We start from the raw sequence: 23438 nt of genomic DNA, 5'->3' as shown, positions 1-23438 counted from the left end.
GGCTAGCCTTGCCGGGCCAGTAGGTGCTCGATCTCGGCCCGGTGCGGAATGGACGCGCTCGCACCGAGTTTCGTCGTCGCGAGCGCGCCCGCCGCGCCCGCCCAGGCCAGGGCGGTGCGCGGACCCTCGTGCCAGTGCGCGGCCAGGGCGCCGGTGAAGGTGTCGCCCGCGCCCGTCGTATCGACGACGTCGACGGTGACCCCGGGGCTGGCGAATTCGCCGTCGGGACCGCGGTAACGCGCACCCGCGCCGCCGCGGGTGGTCACCACATGCGCGACCGGTTCGAGTGCCGACCCGAGCTGCTCGGCCTCGCCCTCGTTCACCACGGCGATGTCGACGCAGGCCCACAGTTCCGGCGAAAGCCACTGTACGGGTGAGGGATTCAACAGCACGGTGGTGTCGTGCGCGCGGGCGTGACGGGCCGCCGCCAGCACCGTCTCGATCGGAATCTCCAGCTGACACAGCAGCACATCGGCCGCGGCGATGGCCGCGAGGTCGGCGTCGGTGAGCTCGGTCAGCCGGGCGTTGGCGCCGGGCACCACGATGATGCTGTTCTCGCCCGAGGTGTCCACGATGATGGTGGCGATGCCGCTGGGCCCATCGGTCGTTCGCAGCCGGGTCGTATCGACCCCGGCCGCGTCCAGCACCTCGCGCAGCCGCCCGGCGAACAGGTCGTTCCCGACCGCGCCGACGAACCCGACCTCGGCGCCCGCGCGTGCCGCGGCGATCGCCTGATTCGCGCCCTTGCCGCCCGGCACCATCTCGAACCCGCGGCCCAGAACGGTCTCGCCGGGCTCCGGTCGCCGCTCGGTCACCGTCACCTGGTCCATACTGATACTGCCCACCACCACGATCCGTGCCATACCTGCACCGTAGTTGTCGGTGCGAGCGACGCGCGGGAGAGGCCGCCATGCCGTTTCTGGTCATCGAGGGAACGTTCCGCGCCAAGGGCGCCCAACCGGATGGTGATTCGGTGCGATTCCGGCCGGACAATCCGGCCGAGTGGGACCTGGTCGGCGGGGAGCATCCGGTGCGGCGCAATGCCGCGGGCGTCGCCCAGCTCCGACTGGACGGTATCGACGCGCTGGAGACCCACTACACACCGCCGCACGGCACCCGCATGCACCAGCCGCTGCCGCTCGCCCGCGCCGCCGCCGACGAACTGCTGACCTGGCTCGGATTCACGGGCGTCCGGCGCGATGAGGACGAGACGGTCACGGCATGCGATCAGGACGAGGTGCCGGGATTCATCCTCACCCGCGGCGCGGATCTCTACGGTCGCTGCATCGCCTTCGTCGGCCGCGGCGCCGCGCCCGCCGCCTCGGGCAGCTCGGTGTTCGTCGATCCCGCCCTGGTGCGCACCACCCTCAATCACCATCAGCTCGGCCGGGGCCTGGCCTATCCGACCTACTACCGCAACCTCTTCCACGATTTGCGCGACGAATTCACCGCCGCGGTGTCGGCGGCGGCCGCGGCCGAGCTCGGAATCTGGGCCGCGGATGTGACCCTCTCCGGTGCCGCCATCACCAGCGCGACCTCGCTCACCGACGACGTGCTCGTGCTGCCGAAGCTGTTCCGGCGGCTGGCCGACTATCTGCGACTCGGCGGCGGTGATCTGTCCCTCGCGGGCTTTCGGGAGTTCCTCGCCGAGGCGAAGGACAGGTTTTTCATCCTGTCCCTCGGCCATTCCACCGTCGGTCTCGACGCCATCGTGGAGGTCGACGGGGACGTCGTCCGAATGACCCATCCCGCAACGGATCTGGTCTTCGACGAGAAGTGAGCGGACCCGGCCGGCGCGGGCGCCAGGACGGACAAAACGCACCGAAGGGATAGTTGAGGACAACGGCAATTCCGACGGAAAATCATGTGTCACCGATTCTTTCGTCGTTTCCGGCACCATCGCCGGGTGACGAGCAGGTAACGTATCCGTCGTGAGCAGGCCACCGATGGGGTTCGATCCACATAACCCGACGTCGGCGCGGGTGCTCAACTATCTGCAGGGCGGCAAGGACGGCTTCACCGCGGACAAGGATCTGGGCGAGCAGATCCTGTCGGTGGCCCCCGACACCATGGCGATGGTCTGGTTCAGTCGGCAGTTTCTGATCGGCGCGGTCCGGATGGCGGCCGAGGCGGGTATCCGGCAGTTCGTCGACCTCGGCGCGGGCATGCCGATGGAGCCGACCGTGCACGAAACGGCCAGGTCGATCCACCCGGATGCCCGGGTGGTCTATGTCGACTACGACCCGGTGGTGTTCGCGCACTGCAACGCCCTGTACGCCGGTACACCGGGTGTCGGTGCCCTACTGGGCGATGTGCGCCGCCCCGGGGAGATCCTGGACGAGTTGCGCGATCAATCCCTGATCGATCCCCGCGAGCCGGTCGCGATGCTGCTCATCGGCGTACTCCCCTTCGTCCACGACGAGGACGACCCCACGGCGGCCGCCGCCCGCATCCGCGATTGGATGGCCCCGGGCAGTTACTTCGCGGTCACCCACAGCTCCAGCACCAGCGACCCGAAATTCGTCGAGCAGGTGCTGGCGGCCACCAAGCTGACCGCGGCCGAGATCACCTTTCGCTCGCCCGAGCAGATAAGTGCCTTCTTCGATGGCTTCGACCTGCTCAAGCCCGGCCTCGTGCCGATTCAGCAGTGGCTTGCGCCCGATCTGCCCGAGACCGGGCTGGTCACCTACGGTGCCATCGGGCGCAAGCCGGGCGCTGTCGACTAGCCGCATCCGCCGGTCCTCGGGGGTTGCCCGCCGGTGCCGAAGAACTTGTCGCTCCAGTGCGCACTGGCCTTTTCTTCGATCTCGTGATTCCGCGAGAGCGCTATGCTGTGGCCCGCATTGGGCACCTGCACCACCTGCAGGCACGCCTCGGGGGAGTAGTAGGGCGCCTCGCGAGCCTCGATCGCCTTCGCCGAGGAGCAGTCGGCACCGCCGGTTCCGCAGAGCAGGAAGTCCTTCTCCGCCTGGATGATCAAGACCGGGACGCGGATGGATCGGGTCAGATCGCTGGTGGCATAGGTGAAGGCGCCCGCGAATTCCACGGCCGAGCTGGCGTCTTTGTTGGCTTCGTCCCACGCCACGATGCCGGGGTCCACCTCGTGATGGAAGAGCTGACCACGGCTTCCCTCGGCCGTGGTCCAATAGCCCGGGTCGAGGTTCTCCCCCTGGAATTTGGGGTCGAGACGAGCGGGGCGGAAATTGGACCCGGCCGTGAGAATTCCGGCGTTGACCGGCACCACATGCAGCATGCCGGTGATGATCAGTCCCTGCACATCGCGATACTCGGCGGCTTCCTGCCAGGCGACGATGGATCCCACGGAGTGTCCGGCCAGGACGACCGGGCCGAACCGGGTGTTCCCGACCGTCCCGGCCTTCAGGGCCTGGACGATCTGATGCACCACGAAGGCATCGTCGCGCACGGTGATTTCGGCGCTCTGCGGACGGGTGCTGCGGCCCTGGCCGATTCGATCGATAGCGAAGGTGGGCACACCCCGTGCCGCCATGTTGCGCGCATAGGAATAGGAGCCGTCGCCATAGGACGAGTTCCAGTAGGCGTGGTTGTAGTAGGCGCCGTGCAGCAGAAGTTGCACCGCATGCCCGTCCACCAGGTCAGCGGGTCGCGCGCACAATTCGCCCCAGATATGCTGGGACTTCGGCGCGTCGGGCCGTAGCGATACGGGGATCGCCGGGTAGGGACGGCAATCGACGTCCGTCGGCGGCGCCGCGGCGACCGGGGCCGCCGTGACGCTCGCGATCAACGAAAAGGCTGCAGCGGCCGTCAGCAGAGTCCCGCTCACGGTTTTTCTCATACGCTCGAGCACGGGTTGTGATCCTTCTCAATGAGCACTATCGGTAAGATTTTGCTGCGACTTCTCCTCGGCCAGGGTCCGAAGGGCCCGAACCGCGGCCTGAAACTTCTCCTCGGAGCCGTACCTCCCCATCCCGCATTCGGTCGAAATTCCGAATGGATGATCGAGCACCCGCGCCGCGGTCTCGGCTCGCCGGCGCGCCCCGGCCGCGCCGTCCTGATAATGAACCAGACCGAGGTACAGATCCGTTCCGGGATCGAATTCGACCTCGGCCAGCGGGCGATAGTGGTCGACTGAATGCCACTCCATCGGAACCGACATGTGCACGAAATCGATCGTGCGGTGTAGGTTTTCCCGCAGGCCGCGCCATATTTCGGCCAGGCCGGTGGTGTCGGGCGCACTCGGGTGCTGGATCGTTTCGGAGTTGCCGTAGCAGAGGTGGTACCCCAATTCGACATCCTCGGGTATCCAGTTGCCGAGCCGCGCCATAGACGTGAGCAGGTTCTCCTTGGTCTCCAACGGATTCGGAATCATGCCGTCCCAGCTGACGACCTCGACGGGAACATCCCACTGGATCGCGAGTTCGGAATGGGGCAGCAACGCGAGGATTTCCGAGATCGACTCCTGTAGCCGTGCCTCGTACGCGGGTAACACCCGGCCCTGAGAATCCGGGGCCACGAATACGGCGACCGGGGTGAGCGGGCTGGGGATCGGGAACATGAACTTCGTCCCGGGGAAGAACAGCCCATCCCGTTTCGCTCGGTGGAATTCGGCGAACGAAGCCTTGGCGGCGTCGGCGTAGTGGAACCGCTCGAAGCGCACGTCCGCCGCTGTCACCCCATGCCGCAGACGTGCGCAGGTCAGCGGGATCAGCTGTCCGGGAACGGGTTCCGCCGCCTCGAAGGCCGGATTGTCGGTGAAGTGCGGTCGCTGCGTGAAGATGAATCCGGCGCGCACCCCGGTTTCGTCCGGCACCCGGCGCACCAGCGCCTCGAATTCGCTGTGGATCCAGTGGAACGCCTCCCGCGTTCGACCGAACGGGAGGCTGCCACACAGGTGCACGCCCGGAAATCCGCGTTGATCAGCGGTCACGACAATCGACCTTCGACATCGAGACACGCACCTCCATCGACCCCCATCCCCCGGACCAAGCGGATGCTGTCAACGTCCGACTCCGTTGTTGTGCGTGACCTGAACCTCTCCGGGCTGATGAAGATGCGGCTCAAATGATCGAGTTCAACCTAGCAGATATATGTTTCGGCGTAGGTGCACTTTCACCGACTGACCGAAATGTGGAAGGGGCACACGGGATTTTCACATCGATCGGGCGAGATTCGTCCCGTGCGAACGGATTCGGGCATTCGTCGATGGGAGCGTCGCCGCGCGCCCGCGTCCGATGGATGCGGCCGAATGTCGAGCCCCGATCGCGTGCCCGAGCCGCGGGACACCGGTTACGGTCGGATACGCCGGTCAGTAGGCTGTATGTATGACTGCTCCCACTGCCGCCGAACTGGACGATGTCCGCACGGCGGTGCACGATGCGGCGCGCCGGGCCCGGGTGGCGTCGCGCACGCTCGCCCAATTGACCACCGCTGGGAAGAATGCCGCGCTGCACGCCGCGGCCGATGCGCTGCTCGGCGCGAAGGATCGGGTGCTCGCGGCCAATGCCGAGGACATCGAGATCGCGCGGGCGGCGGGGACGGCCGACTCGCTGCTGGATCGGTTGCGGCTGAGCGAGGCTCGCATCGACGGCATCGCGTCGGGACTGCGCCAGGTCGCGGGGCTGCCGGATCCGGTGGGCGTGGTGGTGCGCGGTTCGACGCTGCCCAACGGGCTCGAGATCCGGCAGGTGCGGGTGCCGCTGGGGGTGGTCGGCATGGTCTACGAGGCGCGGCCCAATGTCACCGTCGACGCCTTCGGACTGGCGCTGAAGTCCGGTAACGCGGCCCTGCTGCGCGGCTCGTCCTCGGCGGCGCGCTCGAACGCCGCACTGGTCGAGGTGCTGCGCGAAGCGCTTGCCGCACAGCAACTTCCGCAGGACGCGGTGCAGCTGTTGCCCAGCGCGGACCGCTCCAGCGTCACCCATCTGATCCAGGCGCGCGGCCTGGTCGACGTGGTGATCCCGCGCGGCGGCGCGGGCCTGATCAATGCCGTCGTCCGCGACGCGCAGGTCCCGACCATCGAGACCGGCACCGGCAACTGCCACGTTTATGTGCACGCCGACGCCGACCTGGATATGGCCGAGTCGATCCTGATCAATGCCAAAACCCGCCGCCCGAGCGTCTGCAACGCCGCCGAGACGGTGCTGATCGACAAGGCCGTGGCCGATATCGCGGTGCCGCGTCTGACCGCCGCGCTGGAGCGGGCGGGGGTCACCATCCACGGCGATCTGCCGGGCCTGGTCCCGGCCACCGACGAGGACTGGGCCGACGAATACCTCACCCTCGACATCGCCCTGAAGGTGGTCGACGACCTCGACGCCGCCGTCGAGCACATCAACCACTGGGGCACCGGCCACACCGAGGCCATCGTCACCGCCGACCTGAAGGCCGCACGCGAATTCACCGCCCGGGTCGACGCCGCCGCCGTCATGGTCAACGCCTCCACCGCCTTCACCGACGGCGAGCAGTTCGGCTTCGGCGCCGAGATCGGCATCTCCACCCAGAAACTGCACGCCCGCGGCCCCATGGGCCTGCCGGAACTGACCTCGACCAAGTGGATCGTCTGGGGCGACGGGCAAATACGCGCTGTGTGAAGGGCGAGCTCATCTGCTGGCAGATCACGAGCGAGTCGTACGGGTGCCGTTCGCGGCCGTCTCGTCGTTCCGCGGTCGAAGCGCATGCGCGAAGCGCGAGTCTCGACCGCGGAACGACGAGACATGGAGGCCGCGAACCCGCCGGAGCGGAGCGGAGGCCATCAAACAGAGCGTGTACCTTCGATCACAGATGTTTTACGGTGCATACCCTCATGCATCGGGCCCGAGGAGGACCGCAACTGTGCAGACCGCAGTGCACGAGCCGATCTTCGCGTCGGTCGACGATGTGATCGCGCGGCTGGCGACGACCGGCTATCTGTCGGACAAGGCGACCGCTACCTCGGTGTTCCTGGCCGATCGGCTCGGTAAGCCGCTGCTGATCGAGGGTCCGGCGGGTGTCGGCAAGACCGAGCTGGCCCGGGCCGTCGCCCAGGTCGCGGGGGCGGAGCTGGTGCGGCTGCAGTGCTACGAGGGGATCGATGAGGCGCGGGCGCTCTACGAGTGGAACCACGCCAAGCAGATCCTGCGCATTCAGGCCTCCAGCGAGAACGGCTGGGAGGAGACCAAGGCCGACGTCTTCAGCGAGGAGTTCCTGCTGTCGCGTCCGCTGCTGACCGCGATCCGGCGCACCGACCCGACCGTGCTGCTGATCGACGAGGCCGACAAGGCCGACGTCGAGATCGAGGGCCTGATGCTCGAGGTGCTCAGCGATTTCGCCGTGACCGTGCCCGAGCTCGGCACCATCACCGCGGCGCGGCGCCCCTTCACGGTGCTCACCTCCAACGCCACCCGCGAACTGTCCGAGGCCCTCAAGCGCCGCTGCCTGTATCTGCACATCGACTTCCCGGACGAGGAACTCGAACGGCGCATCCTGGCCAGCCGGGTACCCGAGCTGAAGCCCGCGGTCGCCGCGCAGCTGGTCCGGGTGGTGCACGTGCTGCGCGGTATGCAGCTCAAGAAGCTGCCCTCGGTGGCCGAATCCATCGACTGGGGCCGCACGCTGCTGGCGCTGGGTCTGAAGGATCTCGACGACAAGACCGTGCGCGCCACCCTCGGCGTGGTGCTCAAACATCAGAGCGATCACCAGCGCGCGCTGGCCGAGCTGAAGCTGGCCTGAGATGACCAGGCGCAGCCCAGCCCGCGCACTGGTCTCCGCGGCGCTGCGCGGGCGCGCGAACGAGGAGCCGGAACCGCTTGCGCCGCACGGTCTATCGGGTCACCTCGTCGGCTTCGTGGAAGCCCTGCGCGCCCGCGGGATCGCGGTCGGCCCGTCCGAAACCGTCGATGCCGGACAGGTTCTCACTGTCCTGGACCTCATGGATCGCGAGATGCTGCGCGAGGGCCTGGCCTGCGCCCTGCTGCGCCGCACCACCCAGCGCACCACCTTCGACGGCCTGTTCGACCTGTGGTTTCCGGCGGCGCTGGGCGAACGGGCCGGCGCACGGCAGGTGGAGATCCCGCGCCGGTCCGACGGCGAGATCGACATCATCGAACTGCGAAAGATGCTGGCGCAGTTGCTCGCCGCCGACCCCTCGGGCGAGCGGACGCGTGAACTGCAGGAGCTGGCGGCGCAGATGGTCGAACAGATGGGTCAGTACCAGTCCGCCAACGGCCCGTCGTTCTCGGCGTATCAGACCCTGAAGGACCTGCAGCCGGAGCTGCTGGTCAGCAAGATCCTCGCCGGATTGGCCGCGGGAGGAGACACGACGGACTTCGACACCGAGGTCGCCCGGCGCGCGGCCCGCCAGCGCATCCGCGACTTCCGCGGCACCGTCGAGGCCGAGACCCGCCGCCGCGTCGCCGAGCGCATCGGCCGCGACCGCGTCGCGACCTACGGCGTGCAGCGCCAGGCCGAGGACGCCGACTTCCTGCGCATCTCGGAGAACGAACTGGCCGAGCTGCGCCGCGGCAGTCAGCGCCTGGCCCGGGTGCTGGCCGCCCGGTTGGCCGCGCGCCGCCGCCGCGCCCGCCGCGGCGAGATCGATCTGCGCAAGACGCTGCGCAAGTCGATGTCGACCGGCGGCGTGCCGATCAAGTTGGCCGCGCGCAAGCCGCGGCCCACCCGGCCGGATCTGGTGCTGCTGTGCGACATCTCGGGTTCGGTGGCCGGATTCTCCAGCTTCACCATGATGCTGGTGAACTCGCTGCGCGAACAGTTCTCGCGGGTGCGGATCTTCGCCTTCGTGGACCAGGTCGACGAGGTCACCCACCTCTTCGATCAGGTGACCCCGCTGGACCAGGTGACCCGCCGCATCTTCACCGAGACGAAGGTGGTCGGTTTCGAGGGCCACTCCGATTACGGCGCCGCGCTGCGCGGATTCGCCGCGGACTTCCCCGAGACGGTGACGAGCCGATCCTCGCTGCTGATCCTCGGCGACGCCCGCACCAACTACCGCGATCCGGCCCTGGACACCCTGCGCGAACTGGCCGGCGTGGCCAAGCATGCGTACTGGCTCAATCCGGAGGCCGAGAAGATGTGGGGCACCGGCGATTCCGCCGCACGCCGCTACGCCGAGATCGTCGAGATGCACGAATGCCGCTCGGCCCGGCAACTGACCGCCGTCGTGAGCCGACTGCTCCCCGTCTAGCCTGCGCATATGGACCTGATGCCGTACTGCCTGTCCAAGCCCGGGGCGCACGAGGACGAGCCGTGGGAGAGCGATGTGGTCGCCAAGGTCGGCGACAAGATCTTCGCATTCGTGGGCGCGGACTCGGTCACCCTCAAATGTGGGCGCGACCGCGAGGAGGCCGACGAACTCGTGCGGGTCTACCCCGACGATGTGACGCCGTCGGCCTATATCGGCCGCTACGGCTGGAACACCATCCGGCTCGGCGGCGCGGTCCCGCTCGACGAGCTGCGCGAGCTGATCGATATGTCCTACGACGCGATCGTGGCGAAACTGCCGAAATCCCGGCGGCCCGCCGGCTGAGCGCCGGTAACCGGTCGTTAAGCTCGGCGTTTGTGCAACAGACAGGTCGGCGCAAACTGGGCGTGATGGGTGGCACCTTCGATCCCATCCATCACGGGCATCTGGTTGCCGCCAGCGAGGTCGCCAATCGGTTCGAGCTCGACGAGGTGATCTTCGTGCCGACCGGGCAGCCGTGGCAGAAGTCGCGCAAGAAGGTCAGCGCCGCCGAGGACCGATATCTGATGACGGTCATCGCGACCGCGTCCAATCCGCGGTTCTCGGTGAGCCGGGTCGACATCGACCGCGACAAGGAGACCTACACCGTCGATACCCTGCGCGACCTGCAGGAACTGTATCCGGACGCGGATCTGTACTTCATCACCGGAGCGGACGCGCTGGCCAGCATCCTGACATGGCAGGATTGGGCGGAGCTGTTCGAGCTGGCGAAATTCGTCGGCGTGAGCCGTCCCGGATACGAATTGAACATCGACCATCTCGCGGAGCATCTGCGCGACAGCCCGGCCGATGCCGTGACCGTCATCGAGATACCGGCCCTGGCGATCTCGTCGAGCGAATGTCGCCGACGCGCCGCCGAGGGTCGGCCGGTGTGGTATCTCGTTCCGGACGGGGTCGTGCAGTACATATCGAAGCGGCATCTGTATGTGCCGAATGGGAACGGGAAGGTAGCTGGATGACTGCATCCGCCGAAGCGGTCGACATCGCACAGGTGGCCGCGCTCGCGGCCGACGAGAAGCTGGCATCCGACGTGGTGGTGCTCGACGTCTCCGAGCAGTTGGTGATCACCGACTGCTTCGTGATCGCCTCGGCTCCGAACGAGCGGCAGGTCAACGCGATCGTCGACAACGTGGAGGAGAAGCTGCGGCTGACCGGGCACAAGCCGGTGCGGCGCGAGGGCACCCGCGAGGGTCGCTGGGTGCTGCTCGACTACGTCGAGGTCGTGGTCCACATCCAGCACAGTGATGAGCGCAATTTCTATGCGCTGGAACGGCTTTGGAAGGACTGCCCGGAGATTCCGGTGCCCGGACTGGGCGACCCGCGCACCGACCGCGCCGGAGACACCGAGTGAGCAGACACGCCGGTGTGCGCCGCTTGATCCTGCTGCGGCACGGGCAGACCGAATGGAACGCCAGTGATCGCATGCAGGGCCAGATGGACACCGACCTGTCCGAACTCGGCCGCCGTCAGGCCAAGGACGCTGCGCGGGAACTGGTCTCGCGCGAGGCCATCGCCATCGTCTCCTCGGATCTGCGCCGCGCCTACGACACCGCGGTGGCGCTGGCCGATCACACCTCGCTCGAGGTGGTGCGCGATCCGCGGCTGCGCGAGACCAGTCTGGGGGAGTGGGAGGGCCTGACCCATCTCGAGGTGGATGCGCGGTATCCGGGCGCGCGGCAGGCGTGGCGGTTGGATCCGACCTTCACCCCACCCGGCGGGGAGAGCAAGATCGAGGTCGGCACCCGGGCGCTGCCGGTGGTGCGCGAGTTGTTCGCCGAGCGCACCGACTGGCCCGGTCGTACCATCATCCTGGTCGCGCACGGCGGGTTGATCGCGGCTCTGACCGCGGCTCTGCTGGAACTACCGGAGAAGAACTGGCCGGTGCTGGGTGGTTTGGCCAACACCAGCTGGGTGCAGCTGAGCAGCCACGGTCCGAGCATCGAGCAGCCCGGCTGGCGGCTGGATGTGTGGAACGCGGCGGCGAAGGTAGCACCTGATGTCCTCTGACAAACCCTCCTCCCGGAACGAGGAACCCCGGCAGGTTTCCGACGAATTGCTGCGCAAGGCCTCGGAGGGGCCGGTGCGGCAGCTGCCGGACGCGCTGTTCGGCGGGCCCGCGGACGATCGTGGCGGGGCGGTATCGGACGAACTGTTGCGCAAGGCCTCCGAGGGGCCGGTGCGGCAGCTGCCCGACGTGCTGTCCGGCGAGTCCGCGTCGGAACCGGCTGCGCCGCGGCCGGAAACGGGTGGGGGAGACGATGCGAGCGGTGACGGGGGGTCGACGGGACCGCCGGGGAGCGAGCCGGACTTCTCGCACATCGACGCGACCGTCGGTCGGGACACCGCGGGCAGCGACGAAACTCCGAGCACGGCCGAGGCGGAGCCGACACGTGCCGAGGGATCTGCTCACGACGACGGGGCATCCGTGGTGGTTCCCGCCGCCGCGGCTCCGGACGCGCAGGTGGATCCGGCGACGAGCGGTCCGGATTCGCGGCCGGTGCTGCTGGTCATCGCGGATTCGCTGGCCTACTTCGGGCCCAAGGGCGGGCTGCCCGCCGACGATCCGCGCATCTGGCCGAACCTCGTCGCGGCCGAATTGGATTGGGATGTGGAGCTGGTGGCGCGGATCGGATGGACCTGCCGCGACGCCTACTGGGCGCTGATCGGCGATCCGCGCGTATGGGCGGCGGTGCCCCGCGCGGGCGCGGTGGTATTCGCGACTGGCGGCATGGATTCGCTGCCGTCACCGCTGCCCACCGCGCTGCGGGAGTTGATCCGCTACCTCCGGCCACCGGCGGTGCGCCGCCGGGTGCGGGCAAGTTATGGGTGGTTGCAGCCGCGGCTGTCGAAACTGGGCCGTCCCGTCGCGCTGCCGCCGCGGGTGAGCGTCGACTATCTGGAGCAGTCCCGAAACGCCCTGGCACAGTTGCGTCCCGAGCTGCCGGTGGTCGCGGTGCTGCCGTCTGTGCACGACTGCGCGGCCTACGGCCGGGTGCACTCCGGCCGCGAACCGGCGGTGCGGGCGCTGCGCGCGTGGTCGGCGACGACCGGCGTACCGCTGGTGGATCTGGGTGATGCCGTGCGCGACAACATCTTTTCCGGCGAGGCCAATCCCGACGGCATCCACTGGGGCTGGGAGGGGCACACCGCGGTGGCGCGGGCCATGGTCAAGGTGCTCTCGGAGGTACGCGCCGGGGGCGATGCCACAACCGTGGTGCGGTAGCGCATGGCCGTTGTGGTCGTGACCGACTCCGCGGCGAGCCTGCCGCCCGAACCGGTCGCCGAGCTGGGCATCGAGGTGGTGCCCCTGCACGTGCTGGTGGACGATCGCGCGCTGCGCGAGGGCGTCGACACCGGCGATATCGACTACACCTCGTCGGCGGTGACGACCTCGGCGCCCTCTCCGGGCGAACTGCGCGCGGCCTACGAGCGGGCGCTGGAGCGCAGCAATGGCGACGGCGTGGTGGCCGTGCACATCTCCCGCCAGCTCTCGGCCACCTGGGCGGCCGGTCGGCAGGCGATCCGCGATATGGACGCGGGCGAGCGGGTGCGCCTGGTGGATTCGCTCAGCGCCGGACTCGGAACCGGCCTGCCCGCCCTGGCCGCCGCCCGCCGGGCCGCGACCGGTGCCGCCCTCGACATCGTCTACGACACCGCCGTCGCGGCCGCCGGTCGCGGGCGCGCCTTCATCGTCGTCAACCGCACCGAACAGTTGCGCCGTGGCGGCCGCCTGAGCACCGCCGCCGCCTTCTTCGGTACCGAACTGGTCACCAAGCCCATCCTGCAGATCATCGACGGCCGTTTGGAATTGCGCGAGAAGGCACGCACCCGCTCCAAGGCGTTCACCAAACTGATCGCCGCCGCCGTCGACGCCGCGGGCGAGGACGGCGCCGCGGTCGCCGTCCAACACCTGGGCGCCGCCGAGGCCGCCGAAACCCTCACCGCCCAGCTCACCGAGCTCATCCCGGGCATCCACGAGCTGATCACCACGGAATTCGGCCCCGCCCTCGCCGTGCATCTGGGCCCGGGCGCGGTGGGGGTGCTGGTGGTGCCGGGCGGGTGCGGGCGTTAGCCCATTCGGGTTTCGTCGATCGCCGGTCTGGACCGCCCTTCGAAGAATCGGCACCTGCCGACCGCGATCAGCCGCCGGCCGCGAGCCGGAGTATTCGCGCGCACAGCTCGGGGAAGCTCCAGCCGACGGCGCTCGCCGCCAGCGGCAGCAGGCTCGCGGCGGTCAGGCCGGGCAGCGAATCGACCTCCAGCACACGCGGTCCCCGCCGCGTCGAGCATCAGGTCGACCCGGCCGCTCGCGCCGCCGCCGAACACGGTGATGCGCATGCTCACTGCTTGTAGGTCGCGAGGAAGCGGCCGATGCGCTCGATGATGGCCTCGAGGTCGTCGGCATGCGGGAGGGTCAGAATGCGGAAGTGGTCGGGGCGCGGCCAATTGAAGCCGGTGCCCTGCACGATGTGCAGCTTCTCCTGCAGCAGCAGATCCAGGACGAACTGTTCGTCGTCGTGGATCGGATACATGTCCAGATCGATCCGGGGGAAGGCATAGAGGGCGCCCTTGGGCTTCACGCAGGACACGCCGGGAATGGCGTTGAGCGCTTCCCAGGCGCGTTCGCTCTGTTCGCGCAGCCTGCCGCCGGGCAGGACGAGGTCGTTGATGCTCTGATGCCCGCCGAGTGCGGCCTGAATCGCCTGCTGCGCGGGCACATTCGCGCACAGCCGCAGTCCGGCCAGCATGGTCAGGCCCTCCAGATAGTTCTCCGCGTGCTGGGTCGGGCCCGAGACCACCAGCCAGCCGGACCGAAAGCCCGCGCAGCGGTAGGACTTCGACAGACCGGAGAAGGTCAAACAGAGCAGGTCGGGGGCCAGCGCGGCGGTCGCGGTATGGGTGGAGCCGTCGTAGCGGACCTTGTCGTAGATCTCGTCGGAGAACACCACGAGGTGGTGGCGGCGCGCGATTTCGAGGATCTGGCGCAGCACCTCCGGCGGATACACCGCGCCGGTGGGGTTGTTCGGGTTGATGATGACGATCGCGCGGGTGCGGTCGGTGATCTTCGCCTCGATATCGGCCAGGTCCGGATACCAGTCCGACGCCTCGTCGCACAGATAATGCACGGGACGGCCGCCGTTGAGCGTGGTCGAGGCGGTCCACAGCGGGAAATCCGGTGCGGGGACGAGGACTTCGTCGCCGTTCTCCAGCAGCGCCGTCATCGCCATCATGATCAGTTCGGAGACGCCGTTGCCCAGGAACACCTCCTCGACGTCGACGTCGGACAGGCCCAGCGTCTGGTAGTACTGCACCACCGCGCGCCGCGCCGACAACAGGCCCTTCGAGGTGCAGTAGCCGCTCGAATTCGGCAGATTGCGGACGATGTCCTGCAGGATCTCCGCGGGCGCCTCGAAACCGAACAGTGCCGGGCTGCCGGTGTTGAGCTTGACCACGTGATGACCCTCGGCCTCCAGCCGTGCCGCGTGCTCGGCCACCGGCCCGCGAATCTCGTATGACACTCCCGCCAGCTTGCTCGACTGCTTGACCTGCATGAACGTCCCTTCTCGGTGAGCCTGCCGGACACTCTACTTGGAATCTCCAAGTATGCACTTGGAATTTCCAAGCATCACGCTACAGTGGGGGCGTGCCACGCCGAAGCTACGACCACTACTGCGCCGCCAGCCGCGCCCTCGACATCGTCGGCGACCGCTGGAGCCTGCTGGTGGTGCGCGAATTGTGTTCGGGTCCACGCCGTTACAGCGATCTGTTCGCCGATCTGCCCGGCATCAGCACCGATATGCTCGCCGCCCGGCTCCGGGATCTCGAACGCGACGGCATCCTGACCCGCCAGCGCCTCGGCCCGCGCGCCTCGACCACGGTCTACGAGCTCACCGCGGCCGGAATGGCCTTGCGGCCCGTCCTCGAGGCGCTGTCGACCTGGGGGACAAGGGTGCTCGGGGAGCGCCGTGCGACCGATGCCGTGCGCGCGCACTGGTTCGCGCTGCCGCTCGGGCGGGCGATTGCGGAGCAGCTCGGCCGGGGTACCGCGACCGTGCGCATCGGGGACACCGTATTCCACGTGGTCGTCGAGGACGAGATCACCCATCACGACGGTCCCGCGGCCGATCCCGATATCGAATTGCATCTCGACCTCGACACCGCCACCGCCGTGGCCGCCGGGGCATCCGCCCTGGTCGACGCCGTCCCGGATGTCCAGTGGCCGAATCGGATCGGGGCCGATCCGCTCGCCCGCTGAGCGAGTTGTCCACAGCGAAGGTTTTATCCACAGACTTTCTGAAAGCCCAGGTCGAGAGCGGGGGAGGGGTGCGGGCCGGGCCTAGCGTGTCGGCATGGCGCGAGATGACGAGCGGGTGCGAGAGCGGCTGGGAGCGCTGGACGGCGGCCGGGCGGCTCACGGCGGGCGATGGGATCTCGAGGAATCGGTCGGTCGGGACGACGATCGCTACGACGAGGGGCCTCGAACGCCCCAGTGGCTGAGCGAACCGGCCGACGGCGGATCTGTCTGGCATGAGCGATTCGTGCCCCAGCGATTGCGCGGGACCCGCTGGGATCCGGGGCGGCGCGGGCTGATCGTGATCGCCGCCGTGGGGCTGGTGGCGGTGGTGCTGGCCGCGGCCGCGGCGCAACGGGAGAGACCGGCGATGCACGCGGTTCCGCCGCTGCCCACCGTGGGATCGGTCGTGGCCTCGGCCGGGCCGCTGCCGAGCGAGACGGTGGCGGCGCCCAGCGCGACCCCACCCGGCGCGAAACCCGTTGAGCGCACGCCGGTGGAACGTCCCGGCGAGCTGGTGGTCAGCGTTGTCGGCCTGGTCTAGCACCCCGGCCTGCTGCATCTGCCACCCGGCTCCCGCGTCGCCGACGCGGTGGGCCTCGCGATCGCCAAGGACGGCGCGGATATCGCCGGACTCAACCTCGCGCAGCGCCTGGGCGACGGCGATCAGATCGTCGTCGGCGCCCACGGCCCCGTGTCGGGTCCGCCGCAACTCGGCAGCGCGGTCATCCCCGCGGGCCAGCCGTCGACGCCCGGGGCCCGATCGGCCACCTCCGCCCCGCACGCCAAGATAAACCTCAACACCGCAACCGAATCCGACCTCGACACGCTCCCCGGCATCGGCCCCACCATGGCCCGCGCCATCATCGCTTGGCGCGCCGAACACGGCCGCTTCACCGACCTCGATCAACTGTCCGACGTCCCGGGCATCGGCCCGACGCGAGCGGCCCGCCTGCAACCGCTGGTGACGCTGTGAACGGGTCGGTGCGAGCACAGGGACGACACCTCCGGGCGGCGAAGGGCCGAGATTCGCTTGTGCTACCGCAGGTGTGTGGCACGGGTGAGCGGTGCCACGGTCGATACGTCAGCGGGGCGTCGTCGGCGGAGGAGGGTCGAGATCCGATCGCTCAGCCGCAGGCGTGGGATCTGCGCCTGGTGCCGGCGGCCGTGCTGTGCTGGGGCGCAACGATTGCCGCGATCGTCGGCGGCTGGCGGATCGGGTTGGCCGTGGCCGGTCTGCTCGTCGCCGCGGGGATCGGCTTGGGGTGCTGGGTGATTCGCCGGGGATGGTCGAGTCATGGCAGGTCGGAGCGGCTGGGATTCTCGCGAGCGATCGCCATGGCGCTTCTGGCGGCATTGTTGGCCGGTGCCGGGTTCGCGGTCGCCGCGGCGTGGCGGCAATATCTAGTCGATACTCATCCGCTGCGAACTCTCGCCGAGGGCTCCTCCACGACCTTCCTCGCGGTGCCCACCGATGACCCGAAACCCCTGCGGGCCAAGTCGTTCGGCGGGCGGCAGTGGCTGCTGCGGGCGGAACTGCGCGAATACCGGCGCGGCGCGGCGACGTTGCGGGCGGGCGGGGCGGTCCTGGTGATCGTGCCGGAGGAGGGCTGGTCGACGCTGCTGCCCGGACAGACCGTACGCTTCCGGGCCCGCGTGGATCGGCCGTGGCGGCAGGATCTCACGGTCGCGGTGTTGCGGGCGCAGGGCCCGCCGCTGGCAGTCGGCGACGCGCCGTGGTGGCAGCGGGCGGCCGGATCGCTGCGCGCAGATCTCGCGGAAGCCGCCGACCGCGCATTGCCGCCGGACGCGGCCGGACTGCTGCCCGGCATGGTCGTCGGCGACGTCTCGAGGCTGCCCGACCACGTGCGGGAGGACTTCGTCGAGATCGACCTGGCACACCTGGTCGCCGTCTCGGGCACCAATGTCTCGATAGTGCTTGCCGCCGTGCTGATCTCGACCCGAGCCTGCACCGTCGACCTTCGTGTCGGGGCGGCGCTGGCCGCGCTCGCCCTGTTGGCATTCGTGATCATCGCGCGGCCCTCGCCGAGCGTCCTGCGGGCGGCCGTCATGGGTGCGGTCGCGATCGGTGCCCTGGTCACCGGCCGTCGAAAACAGGCGCTGTCCGCCCTGTGCGCCGCGGTGATCGGATTGCTCGCCTACTCACCGCGCCTGGCACTCGATCCGGGCTTCGCCCTGTCGGTCTCGGCCACGGCCGGACTAGTCCTGCTGGCCCCCGACTGGTCGCGGCGACTGCGGGCGCGCGGCTGGCCCCGCCCACTGGCGGAGGCGTCGGCCGTGGCCAGCGCCGCCTTCCTGCTCACCGCCCCGATGATCGTCGGCCTCACCGGTCATCTCGCCCCGGTCGCGATCCTCGCCAACATCCTCGTGGAACCGGTGATCGCTCCCATCACCATCGTCGGAGCCGTCGCCGCCGTCGTCTCCTGCCTCTGGATGCCCGCCGCGGTCCTGCTCCTGCACCTGACCGGCCCACCCCTGGCCTGGCTGTTGACGGTCGCCGAACGCGGTGCCGCGCTGAATGTTTCGCTCTCGCTGCCCACCGGCCTCACCGGCGGCCTGCTCGTCGCCGCGATCATCTCGGCACTCCTCGCTGTCGACCGCGCCGTGCGCCGCCCCGAACGGCACGACGACGCGGCCGAATCGTCACCAACGAACCCGACCGAAGGAGATATCGGATGTCATCGACCGTGCAGAAGTTCGACCACCGGCGCGAACTGTTCGAGGAAGAGGTGATTCACCGTGACGTAGGAGTGGCCGAATTCGTCTCGGCGGCGCTGTATGTCATCGGCCATCTGCTGCGGCGTGCCGCGCAGCACGAACAGCGAGTCGGCCGCCGTCAGCGCGTGCAGGTCGTCGCCGACGAGCGGAACCACCTGCCGCGGAATGAGATCACCGACGACGATCACGTTGAGGTGGTACTCGACCCCCGCCGAACGATCCCCGGCCGCCTCGGCGATCTCGGTGATCATCCGCGCGATGTCCGCATGAGCGGCCAGCGGGTTGTGGGCAAGGGTGACGATATCGGCGAGGCGACCAGCCAGCCGCCGAGATCGCGGCCCGCCCGCGGCGATCATCACCGGCGCCGGGGTTGCCGTCTCCACCGCCCGCAGCTCTCGCACGGTCTGCTCTACCAGATCCAGCCGCTGCGCGGGTGTGGTTGGCGGCCTGCCGATCGTCGACCGCCGAACGATTCATCCAGTGATTTCCGGTACCGATCCCGAGCTCGAACCGGTGATCGGTCAGTATCGAAGCACTGTCAGTCGATGGCGTGGAGAGGCGAGCGTGGCCGAGCGGGTGGACAGGCGGAGCGAGATCGTGTGGATGGCATTCGATCAGTTGGCGCGCAGGGGATTCGAGGGTTTGCGACTGCGGCAGATCGCGGGGGATGTCGGGATCGATCACTCGACGTTGCATCATCATTTCCCCGGCAAGCAGGACATTGTCGCCGAGATCGCCCGGTATGCCATCGGACGGTTCGGGGTGGCGCCGCCCGAGGGCGCCGGGGCCGCGGAGTGCCTGCGGGGCTATCTCAATCATCTGCGGGAGTTGCTGGCGAGCTCACCCGAGGTGTTCGTGGTCACCGCCGAACTCGATCTGCGTGCTCGGCGGGATCCGGCGGTGCGGGAGATCATGGCCCGACACGAGGAAAACCGGCGGGACCGGCTGCGCGAGGTGCTGGCCGCCGGTGTGGCCGAGGGTGCCTGGTCGGCACGGGTCGATCCGGTCGACGCGGCGGAGTTGGTCATCGCGACGGTCAAAGGTCTGCAGCTGGCACCGGATACCGCGGCGGCGGCCCTCGCTCAGCTGGAGGCGCTGTTGGCGCGGTGATGGCCTCAGAGCGTGAGTTTGATGATGTCGATACCTCGTTTGTTGTCGGCTACGTAGACCAGGCCCCGGTGCCAGTAGGGCGCCCAGGCGCGGGTGCCGGTGGGGCGGTAGTAGGCGACCTGCTTGGGATTGGTGGGGTCGGAGATGTCGAGGAAGCGGGTGCCCTGGCCGTAGAAGGATTGGACGAGGATCTTGTCGCGCACCTCGAAGTAGTGGGCGGAGCAGTCGCCGGAGGCGGGGTCGCTGCCCTCCTGGCCTGCGACGCTCCAGGTGCCGATCGTCCTCAGCCGGAACGGTTTCTGCGGGGTGGAGCGCCAGCCCTCACCGCCGTAGGAGCCCTCCAGGGAGGCGATCACCAGAACGCCGTCGCCCGCGCAGCCGTCGACGAAGCTTTCCTCGGTGGTGTAGATGAGGTTGCCGTGGCCCCAGCGGTCGGTGCCGCCGTCGTGGGAGCGGGTGCCGATCGGGCGGAAGCTGTTGTGCATGAATTTCGAGGGCGCGGCCGTTTCCTGAATCCCGCCGCCCGCGTGGGGAACCGGCTCGGTCGGCGAGGCCATCCGCATCTTGCCGGTGACCGGGTCGGTGTGCATGCCCGCGGTCCAGTACCCGCGCACGCCGCCCCGGCCGGAGACCCAGGCGACGCCGGTCTGATCCACCTGGACGTCGTGGACGTAGTCGGTCTTGCCGTCATTGCGAGCCAGTTCGATCGGTTCCGGAAAAACCTTGGGGCTGCGCGGATTCCTGATGTCGGTGACCCAGATCGGGCGGCCGCCCCATTCGGCGGGCATGCTGTTCGCCTTGGCCGGTCCGCCGGTCCACAGGTACTGGCAGTCGTTGATGCAGGTGGTGGTGTGACCGGCGGGGACCTTGACGTAGCTCATCACCGTCGGCTTCTCGGGTCTGGCCAGATCCACCACGTAGATGCCGGATTCGCCGGTGCCGGTGTTGCCGCCGAACGCACGCGGGTCGCGGGCGAGGAACACGCGCTTGCGCACCGGGTCCACCTCGGTGTCCTCGGTTTCCCACATGCCGGGCATATTGAGCTGGCCGATCAGCTTGGGCGCTGCCGGATTCGCGGTGAGATCGTAGGTCTTGAGTCCGAAGGAGCCGGAGACGACCAGGACGTCCCGAGGACCGTACTGCAGGAACTGCAGTGCGATCGCGCCTTGGGCGTCGGGGAGATTGCCGACCGCCTTGACGTTCTTCTCGGCGGCGGGTGCGTCCGAAATCTGTTGCGCCGAAGCGGAATTCGGCCCGTCCTCCTCGCATGCCGCGGCGGGTAGCGCGGTCGCGGTGAGGGTCGCCGTGGCGGTGATCAACAGCAGTGACGAGCGGAGCAACCAGCGGCGCACAACAACCTCCCGGCGGGGATGTGATCGCCTCTCGGCCAGGGATTCCTGGCGGAAAGCGCTGTCTCACTGTAGGACGCGGAGCTGGGCTGGTGCGATACCCGTATTCGCATACCCCTACTCCGCGAACGGGTTTCGGCCGAATATGTGAGGGACACGGTGCAGACCACTCCGATCGGCGTGGCGAGGAGTGAATGATATTGACATGCACGGTGTTACAGGTAGGCACGCCTCATTCCGCTCACCCGTGCCGCGACGGCGCCTCGCGATGCCGCTCGCCGTGCTCGTGACGCTCCTACTCGCCCTCACCGGCTGCACCGCGGCGCCGGAACCGGCTCGGCCGGGCGTGCTCAGGGTCGGTATCGGCGAACCGGCGGGCCTGCTCCCCGCCGATATCCGCGACCAGGCGGGCCGGACGCTGGTCGGTGCGCTGTGGACGCCGCTGGTCGACTACGACGCGGCGACCGGAAAGATCACCCCGCGCGCCGCGGAATCGATCTCCAGCACGGATCAGACGATCTGGGAGGTCAAGCTGCGCCCCGGGGGCCGCTTCCACGACGGCACGCCGGTCACCGCGAAATCCTATGTCGACACCTGGCGCACGGTGGCCGCCGAGCGCTGGACCGGCTCCGGTGCGCTCACAACGGTGCTGCGGCCCAGGGAATTCGATGCCCCGGACGATCTGACCCTGCGGATCGTCCTCGATCGGCCGTTCGGTCAGGTGCCCGCGGTGCTGGCCGCGCCCGCGCTGCTGCCGCTGCCCGCGTCGGTGCTGGCATCCCGCGATTGGGCCGGATTCGCCGCCAATCCGATCGGCAATGGCCCGTTCCGGATGGTGGAGCCGTGGCGGCCCGGTTCGGGTGGTCGGCTCCTGCGGGTCGAGGAGGCGCCGGGGAAGGCGCGCGAGATCGAGTTCCGCGTCGGCGATGCCCAGTCCCAATTCGATCGGGTGCGGGCGGGCTCACTCGATCTGGCCACCGAGGTGCCCGGTGCGCGACACGATGCCATGCACCGCGACTTCGCCGATCGGCACGCGATGTGGCCGCTGCCGGAGGCCGCATACCTCGCCTTCCCGTCCGGCGAACGGTTCCAGGACGCGGCGGTGCGGCACGGTTTCGCCATGGCGGTCGATCGCGCGGCCTTGGCGGCGGGCCCGCTCGCCAATCAGGTGGACCCGGCCCGCACGATCCTGCCGCCCGGCATCGCCCCGGGAGAACGCTCCGGCACCTGCCGCCCCTGCACTCACGATCTGCCCGCGGCGCAGTCCCTGCTGAATCAGGCCGCCTTCGCCAGCCATCACCAGCACCACTACCTCCCGGTGTACTTCGGTGCGCGGGAAGAGCATTGGGCGCTGCCGCTCATCGACCAGATCCGCACCGCCCTGGCCCTCGACATCGTCGCGCGGCCGCGCGGCGACGAATCGGCGGCTCCCGCCGACGGCCCCTACACGCTGACCCGCTCGCTGACCACGCCGAGCCCGCACGAACCGCTCACCCTGCTCGCGGGCGCCACCGGCTACACCGACGAGGGCTTCACCCAACTGCTCGCACTGGCCGACGCCGCGCGCAGCCCGGAGGAATCCGCCCAGCTGTACCGCCTGGCCGAGAACCAGCTGCTCCGCGATCTCCCGATCGCCCCGCTGTGGTCGGCCCACGGTCACGCCGTCTGGGCCGAGCGGGTGCGCGATGTGAGCGCGGCACCCCTGCGCGGCGTCGACCTCGCCTCGATCTCGGTCTGAGTCTCGAACTACGGCGGGGCTTGGCCGGTGAGGGTTCGGAAGAGCCAGGCCGCGGCGGCGGTCTCGGTGGGGAAGTGCTCCCGGACCTCGTAGCGGCCGCGTTCATAGGTGCCCACCTCCCAGCCGGTGGGCGAGGGGCGGAGGAACCAGAAGTCGGTGGGGAGGGGCTCGTGGGTGTGAATTCCGGTGATCTGGAAGGATTCCGGAGGAACTCCGGACGCGAGCAGTGCGGTAGTCAGTTGCCGTCGGTCCATTCAGGGCCTTTCTTCGACCAGGTAGCCGTTCCGCAGGAGCCAGGTGACGCTCAGGGCCGCGCCCGCCTCGGGGAGGTAGGCGGGCATGAGGACGAATTGTGTCCCGCCGCCGGGCTGTTCGAACCAGGGAGCGATCGGTCCGGCGTCGACATCGAACTGCCTCAGTACACAGTAGAGGTGATAGTTGCTCTGCGAAGCGCCCTGGGGCGTGTTCAGGTTCTGGGGCGGCAGTGCCCGCGCCGCGAATCGGTCGCCGACCGGGGCGAGGAATCGGCCGCCGGGGTAGCCGAATCGGTCGATCCGCTGCCCGGGCCGCAGCGCGATCGCGTGACGCCACGGACGCCCGGCGATGACGACGAACCCGTCCGCCGGCGGGTAGATCCAACCGGATTCGTTGCGGTACTTGGCGACGAACTCGTCGGCGGTCAATCGGCCGAATCGCTGATATCCGAACAGCAATGCTCCAACCGGGGGGCGGCGCGGCAGCGGGTCGGGGCCGAGATACGGCCGCTGCTCGTCGTAGAAGTCGGTGGTCGGCGGCGCGGCGTCCGGCGTGCCCGGGCGACAGAGGGACTGGTCGGTGCCGGGCTGGGCCTGCGCCGAAAGTGGCGACCCGATCAGCAGTAGCAGTGCGGCGAAGAGCGCGGTGAGCAGAGATCGGTAACGCACGATACCCCCATCATCTCGAAAGTACTTGCGGCACAAGGGATAAATCGCCCTGAACAGAGGGTATCGGCCCGGC

The 23438-nt window shown here is 68.9% G+C and carries 26 protein-coding genes; 17 read left to right on the top strand and 9 right to left on the bottom strand.

Annotation, left to right across the window (positions count from 1 at the left end; all coding sequences use genetic code 11):
- Positions 1-2 precede the first annotated feature (2 nt).
- Complete coding sequence (locus NDR87_RS09590; RefSeq protein WP_251910776.1) at positions 3-863, bottom strand: ribokinase; 861 nt, start codon at positions 861-863, stop codon at positions 3-5.
- A gap of 47 nt (positions 864-910) precedes the next feature.
- Here NDR87_RS09590 and NDR87_RS09585 point away from each other — a divergent pair, with 47 nt between their 5' ends.
- Together NDR87_RS09585 and NDR87_RS09580 are read left to right on the top strand one after the other, a co-directional pair.
- Positions 911-1780, top strand: a complete 870-nt coding sequence (locus tag NDR87_RS09585; protein WP_251910775.1) for a hypothetical protein — start codon at positions 911-913, stop codon at positions 1778-1780.
- 151 nt (positions 1781-1931) lie between these two features.
- Positions 1932-2726: an SAM-dependent methyltransferase gene (locus NDR87_RS09580; protein WP_251910774.1), complete on the top strand. Its 795-nt coding sequence runs from the start codon at positions 1932-1934 to the stop codon at positions 2724-2726.
- Here NDR87_RS09580 and NDR87_RS09575 read toward each other — a convergent pair.
- Positions 2723-3802 (bottom strand): alpha/beta fold hydrolase, encoded by a 1080-nt coding sequence (locus NDR87_RS09575; protein ID WP_251910773.1) that lies wholly within the window; start codon positions 3800-3802, stop codon positions 2723-2725. The genes NDR87_RS09580 and NDR87_RS09575 overlap by 4 nt on opposite strands.
- A 39-nt stretch (positions 3803-3841) precedes the next feature.
- Positions 3842-4906, bottom strand: a complete 1065-nt coding sequence (locus tag NDR87_RS09570) for a hypothetical protein (RefSeq protein WP_251910772.1) — start codon at positions 4904-4906, stop codon at positions 3842-3844.
- 394 nt (positions 4907-5300) lie between these two features.
- Between NDR87_RS09570 and NDR87_RS09565 the strand changes: the two genes are divergently transcribed.
- From NDR87_RS09565 to NDR87_RS09525, 9 genes are all read left to right on the top strand, one after another.
- Complete coding sequence (locus tag NDR87_RS09565) at positions 5301-6569, top strand: glutamate-5-semialdehyde dehydrogenase (RefSeq protein WP_251910771.1); 1269 nt, start codon at positions 5301-5303, stop codon at positions 6567-6569.
- Positions 6570-6759: 190 nt separating this feature from the next.
- Positions 6760-7686, top strand: coding sequence for a MoxR family ATPase (locus tag NDR87_RS09560; protein ID WP_286013249.1), 927 nt, complete (start codon positions 6760-6762; stop codon positions 7684-7686).
- Position 7687: 1 nt separating this feature from the next.
- A complete protein-coding gene (locus NDR87_RS09555; RefSeq protein WP_251910769.1) occupies positions 7688-9157 on the top strand; it encodes a VWA domain-containing protein in 1470 nt (489 codons plus the stop codon).
- A gap of 9 nt (positions 9158-9166) precedes the next feature.
- Positions 9167-9499, top strand: coding sequence for an MmcQ/YjbR family DNA-binding protein (locus NDR87_RS09550; RefSeq protein WP_251910768.1), 333 nt, complete (start codon positions 9167-9169; stop codon positions 9497-9499).
- 32 nt (positions 9500-9531) lie between these two features.
- Entirely contained in the window at positions 9532-10173 is a 642-nt protein-coding gene (nadD, locus tag NDR87_RS09545) for a nicotinate-nucleotide adenylyltransferase (RefSeq protein ID WP_308212067.1), read from the top strand.
- Positions 10170-10565: a ribosome silencing factor gene (gene rsfS, locus NDR87_RS09540; RefSeq protein WP_251910767.1), complete on the top strand. Its 396-nt coding sequence runs from the start codon at positions 10170-10172 to the stop codon at positions 10563-10565. The genes nadD and rsfS overlap by 4 nt, the downstream gene beginning before the upstream one ends.
- A complete protein-coding gene (locus NDR87_RS09535) occupies positions 10562-11221 on the top strand; it encodes a histidine phosphatase family protein (RefSeq protein WP_251910766.1) in 660 nt (219 codons plus the stop codon). Before rsfS ends, NDR87_RS09535 begins: the two co-directional genes overlap by 4 nt.
- Positions 11222-11675: 454 nt before the next feature.
- Positions 11676-12437 carry a diglucosylglycerate octanoyltransferase gene (octT, locus tag NDR87_RS37690; protein ID WP_308212071.1) on the top strand — a complete coding sequence of 254 codons (762 nt, stop codon included), beginning with the start codon at positions 11676-11678 and terminating at the stop codon, positions 12435-12437.
- A gap of 3 nt (positions 12438-12440) precedes the next feature.
- Positions 12441-13286, top strand: coding sequence for a DegV family protein (locus NDR87_RS09525; protein WP_251910764.1), 846 nt, complete (start codon positions 12441-12443; stop codon positions 13284-13286).
- A 67-nt stretch (positions 13287-13353) separates the two neighbouring features.
- Here the strand turns inward: NDR87_RS09525 and NDR87_RS09520 are convergent, their stop codons facing one another.
- Positions 13354-13479 (bottom strand): hypothetical protein, encoded by a 126-nt coding sequence (locus NDR87_RS09520; protein WP_251910763.1) that lies wholly within the window; start codon positions 13477-13479, stop codon positions 13354-13356.
- Positions 13480-13554: 75 nt separating this feature from the next.
- Positions 13555-14766: a pyridoxal phosphate-dependent aminotransferase gene (locus tag NDR87_RS09515; protein WP_251910762.1), complete on the bottom strand. Its 1212-nt coding sequence runs from the start codon at positions 14764-14766 to the stop codon at positions 13555-13557.
- A gap of 92 nt (positions 14767-14858) precedes the next feature.
- Between NDR87_RS09515 and NDR87_RS09510 the strand changes: the two genes are divergently transcribed.
- The 4 genes from NDR87_RS09510 to NDR87_RS09495 all read left to right on the top strand — a co-directional run bounded on the left by NDR87_RS09510 (position 14859) and on the right by NDR87_RS09495 (position 18260).
- Complete coding sequence (locus tag NDR87_RS09510; protein ID WP_251910761.1) at positions 14859-15470, top strand: helix-turn-helix domain-containing protein; 612 nt, start codon at positions 14859-14861, stop codon at positions 15468-15470.
- A gap of 94 nt (positions 15471-15564) precedes the next feature.
- Positions 15565-16050, top strand: a complete 486-nt coding sequence (locus NDR87_RS09505; RefSeq protein WP_251910760.1) for a hypothetical protein — start codon at positions 15565-15567, stop codon at positions 16048-16050.
- A 48-nt stretch (positions 16051-16098) separates the two neighbouring features.
- Positions 16099-16482: a helix-hairpin-helix domain-containing protein gene (locus NDR87_RS09500; protein WP_251910759.1), complete on the top strand. Its 384-nt coding sequence runs from the start codon at positions 16099-16101 to the stop codon at positions 16480-16482.
- Between the two features lie 71 nt (positions 16483-16553).
- Complete coding sequence (locus tag NDR87_RS09495) at positions 16554-18260, top strand: ComEC/Rec2 family competence protein (RefSeq protein WP_251910758.1); 1707 nt, start codon at positions 16554-16556, stop codon at positions 18258-18260.
- Here NDR87_RS09495 and NDR87_RS09490 read toward each other — a convergent pair.
- Positions 18206-18646 carry an LLM class flavin-dependent oxidoreductase gene (locus NDR87_RS09490; RefSeq protein WP_251910757.1) on the bottom strand — a complete coding sequence of 147 codons (441 nt, stop codon included), beginning with the start codon at positions 18644-18646 and terminating at the stop codon, positions 18206-18208. The two genes, NDR87_RS09495 and NDR87_RS09490, sit on opposite strands and share 55 nt — an antisense overlap.
- Before the next feature lie 163 nt (positions 18647-18809).
- Here NDR87_RS09490 and NDR87_RS09485 point away from each other — a divergent pair, with 163 nt between their 5' ends.
- Complete coding sequence (locus NDR87_RS09485) at positions 18810-19355, top strand: TetR/AcrR family transcriptional regulator (protein ID WP_251910756.1); 546 nt, start codon at positions 18810-18812, stop codon at positions 19353-19355.
- 5 nt (positions 19356-19360) lie between these two features.
- Here NDR87_RS09485 and NDR87_RS09480 read toward each other — a convergent pair whose 3' ends face one another.
- Positions 19361-20707: a hypothetical protein gene (locus tag NDR87_RS09480; RefSeq protein WP_251910755.1), complete on the bottom strand. Its 1347-nt coding sequence runs from the start codon at positions 20705-20707 to the stop codon at positions 19361-19363.
- A gap of 265 nt (positions 20708-20972) precedes the next feature.
- Here NDR87_RS09480 and NDR87_RS09475 point away from each other — a divergent pair, with 265 nt between their 5' ends.
- Entirely contained in the window at positions 20973-22442 is a 1470-nt protein-coding gene (locus NDR87_RS09475; RefSeq protein WP_251910754.1) for an ABC transporter substrate-binding protein, read from the top strand.
- An 8-nt stretch (positions 22443-22450) separates the two neighbouring features.
- Here the strand turns inward: NDR87_RS09475 and NDR87_RS09470 are convergent, their stop codons facing one another.
- Positions 22451-22696 carry a hypothetical protein gene (locus NDR87_RS09470; protein WP_251910753.1) on the bottom strand — a complete coding sequence of 82 codons (246 nt, stop codon included), beginning with the start codon at positions 22694-22696 and terminating at the stop codon, positions 22451-22453.
- Positions 22697-23365 (bottom strand): TNT domain-containing protein, encoded by a 669-nt coding sequence (locus tag NDR87_RS09465; RefSeq protein ID WP_251910752.1) that lies wholly within the window; start codon positions 23363-23365, stop codon positions 22697-22699.
- Positions 23366-23438 lie beyond the last annotated feature (73 nt).

It is taken from the genome of Nocardia sp. CDC159 (assembly GCF_023740735.1).
In the GTDB taxonomy this organism is placed as follows: domain Bacteria; phylum Actinomycetota; class Actinomycetes; order Mycobacteriales; family Mycobacteriaceae; genus Nocardia; species Nocardia pulmonis.
Note: the sequence above shows the minus strand (reverse complement) of the source record. Positions and strands in the feature narration are given on the sequence as shown.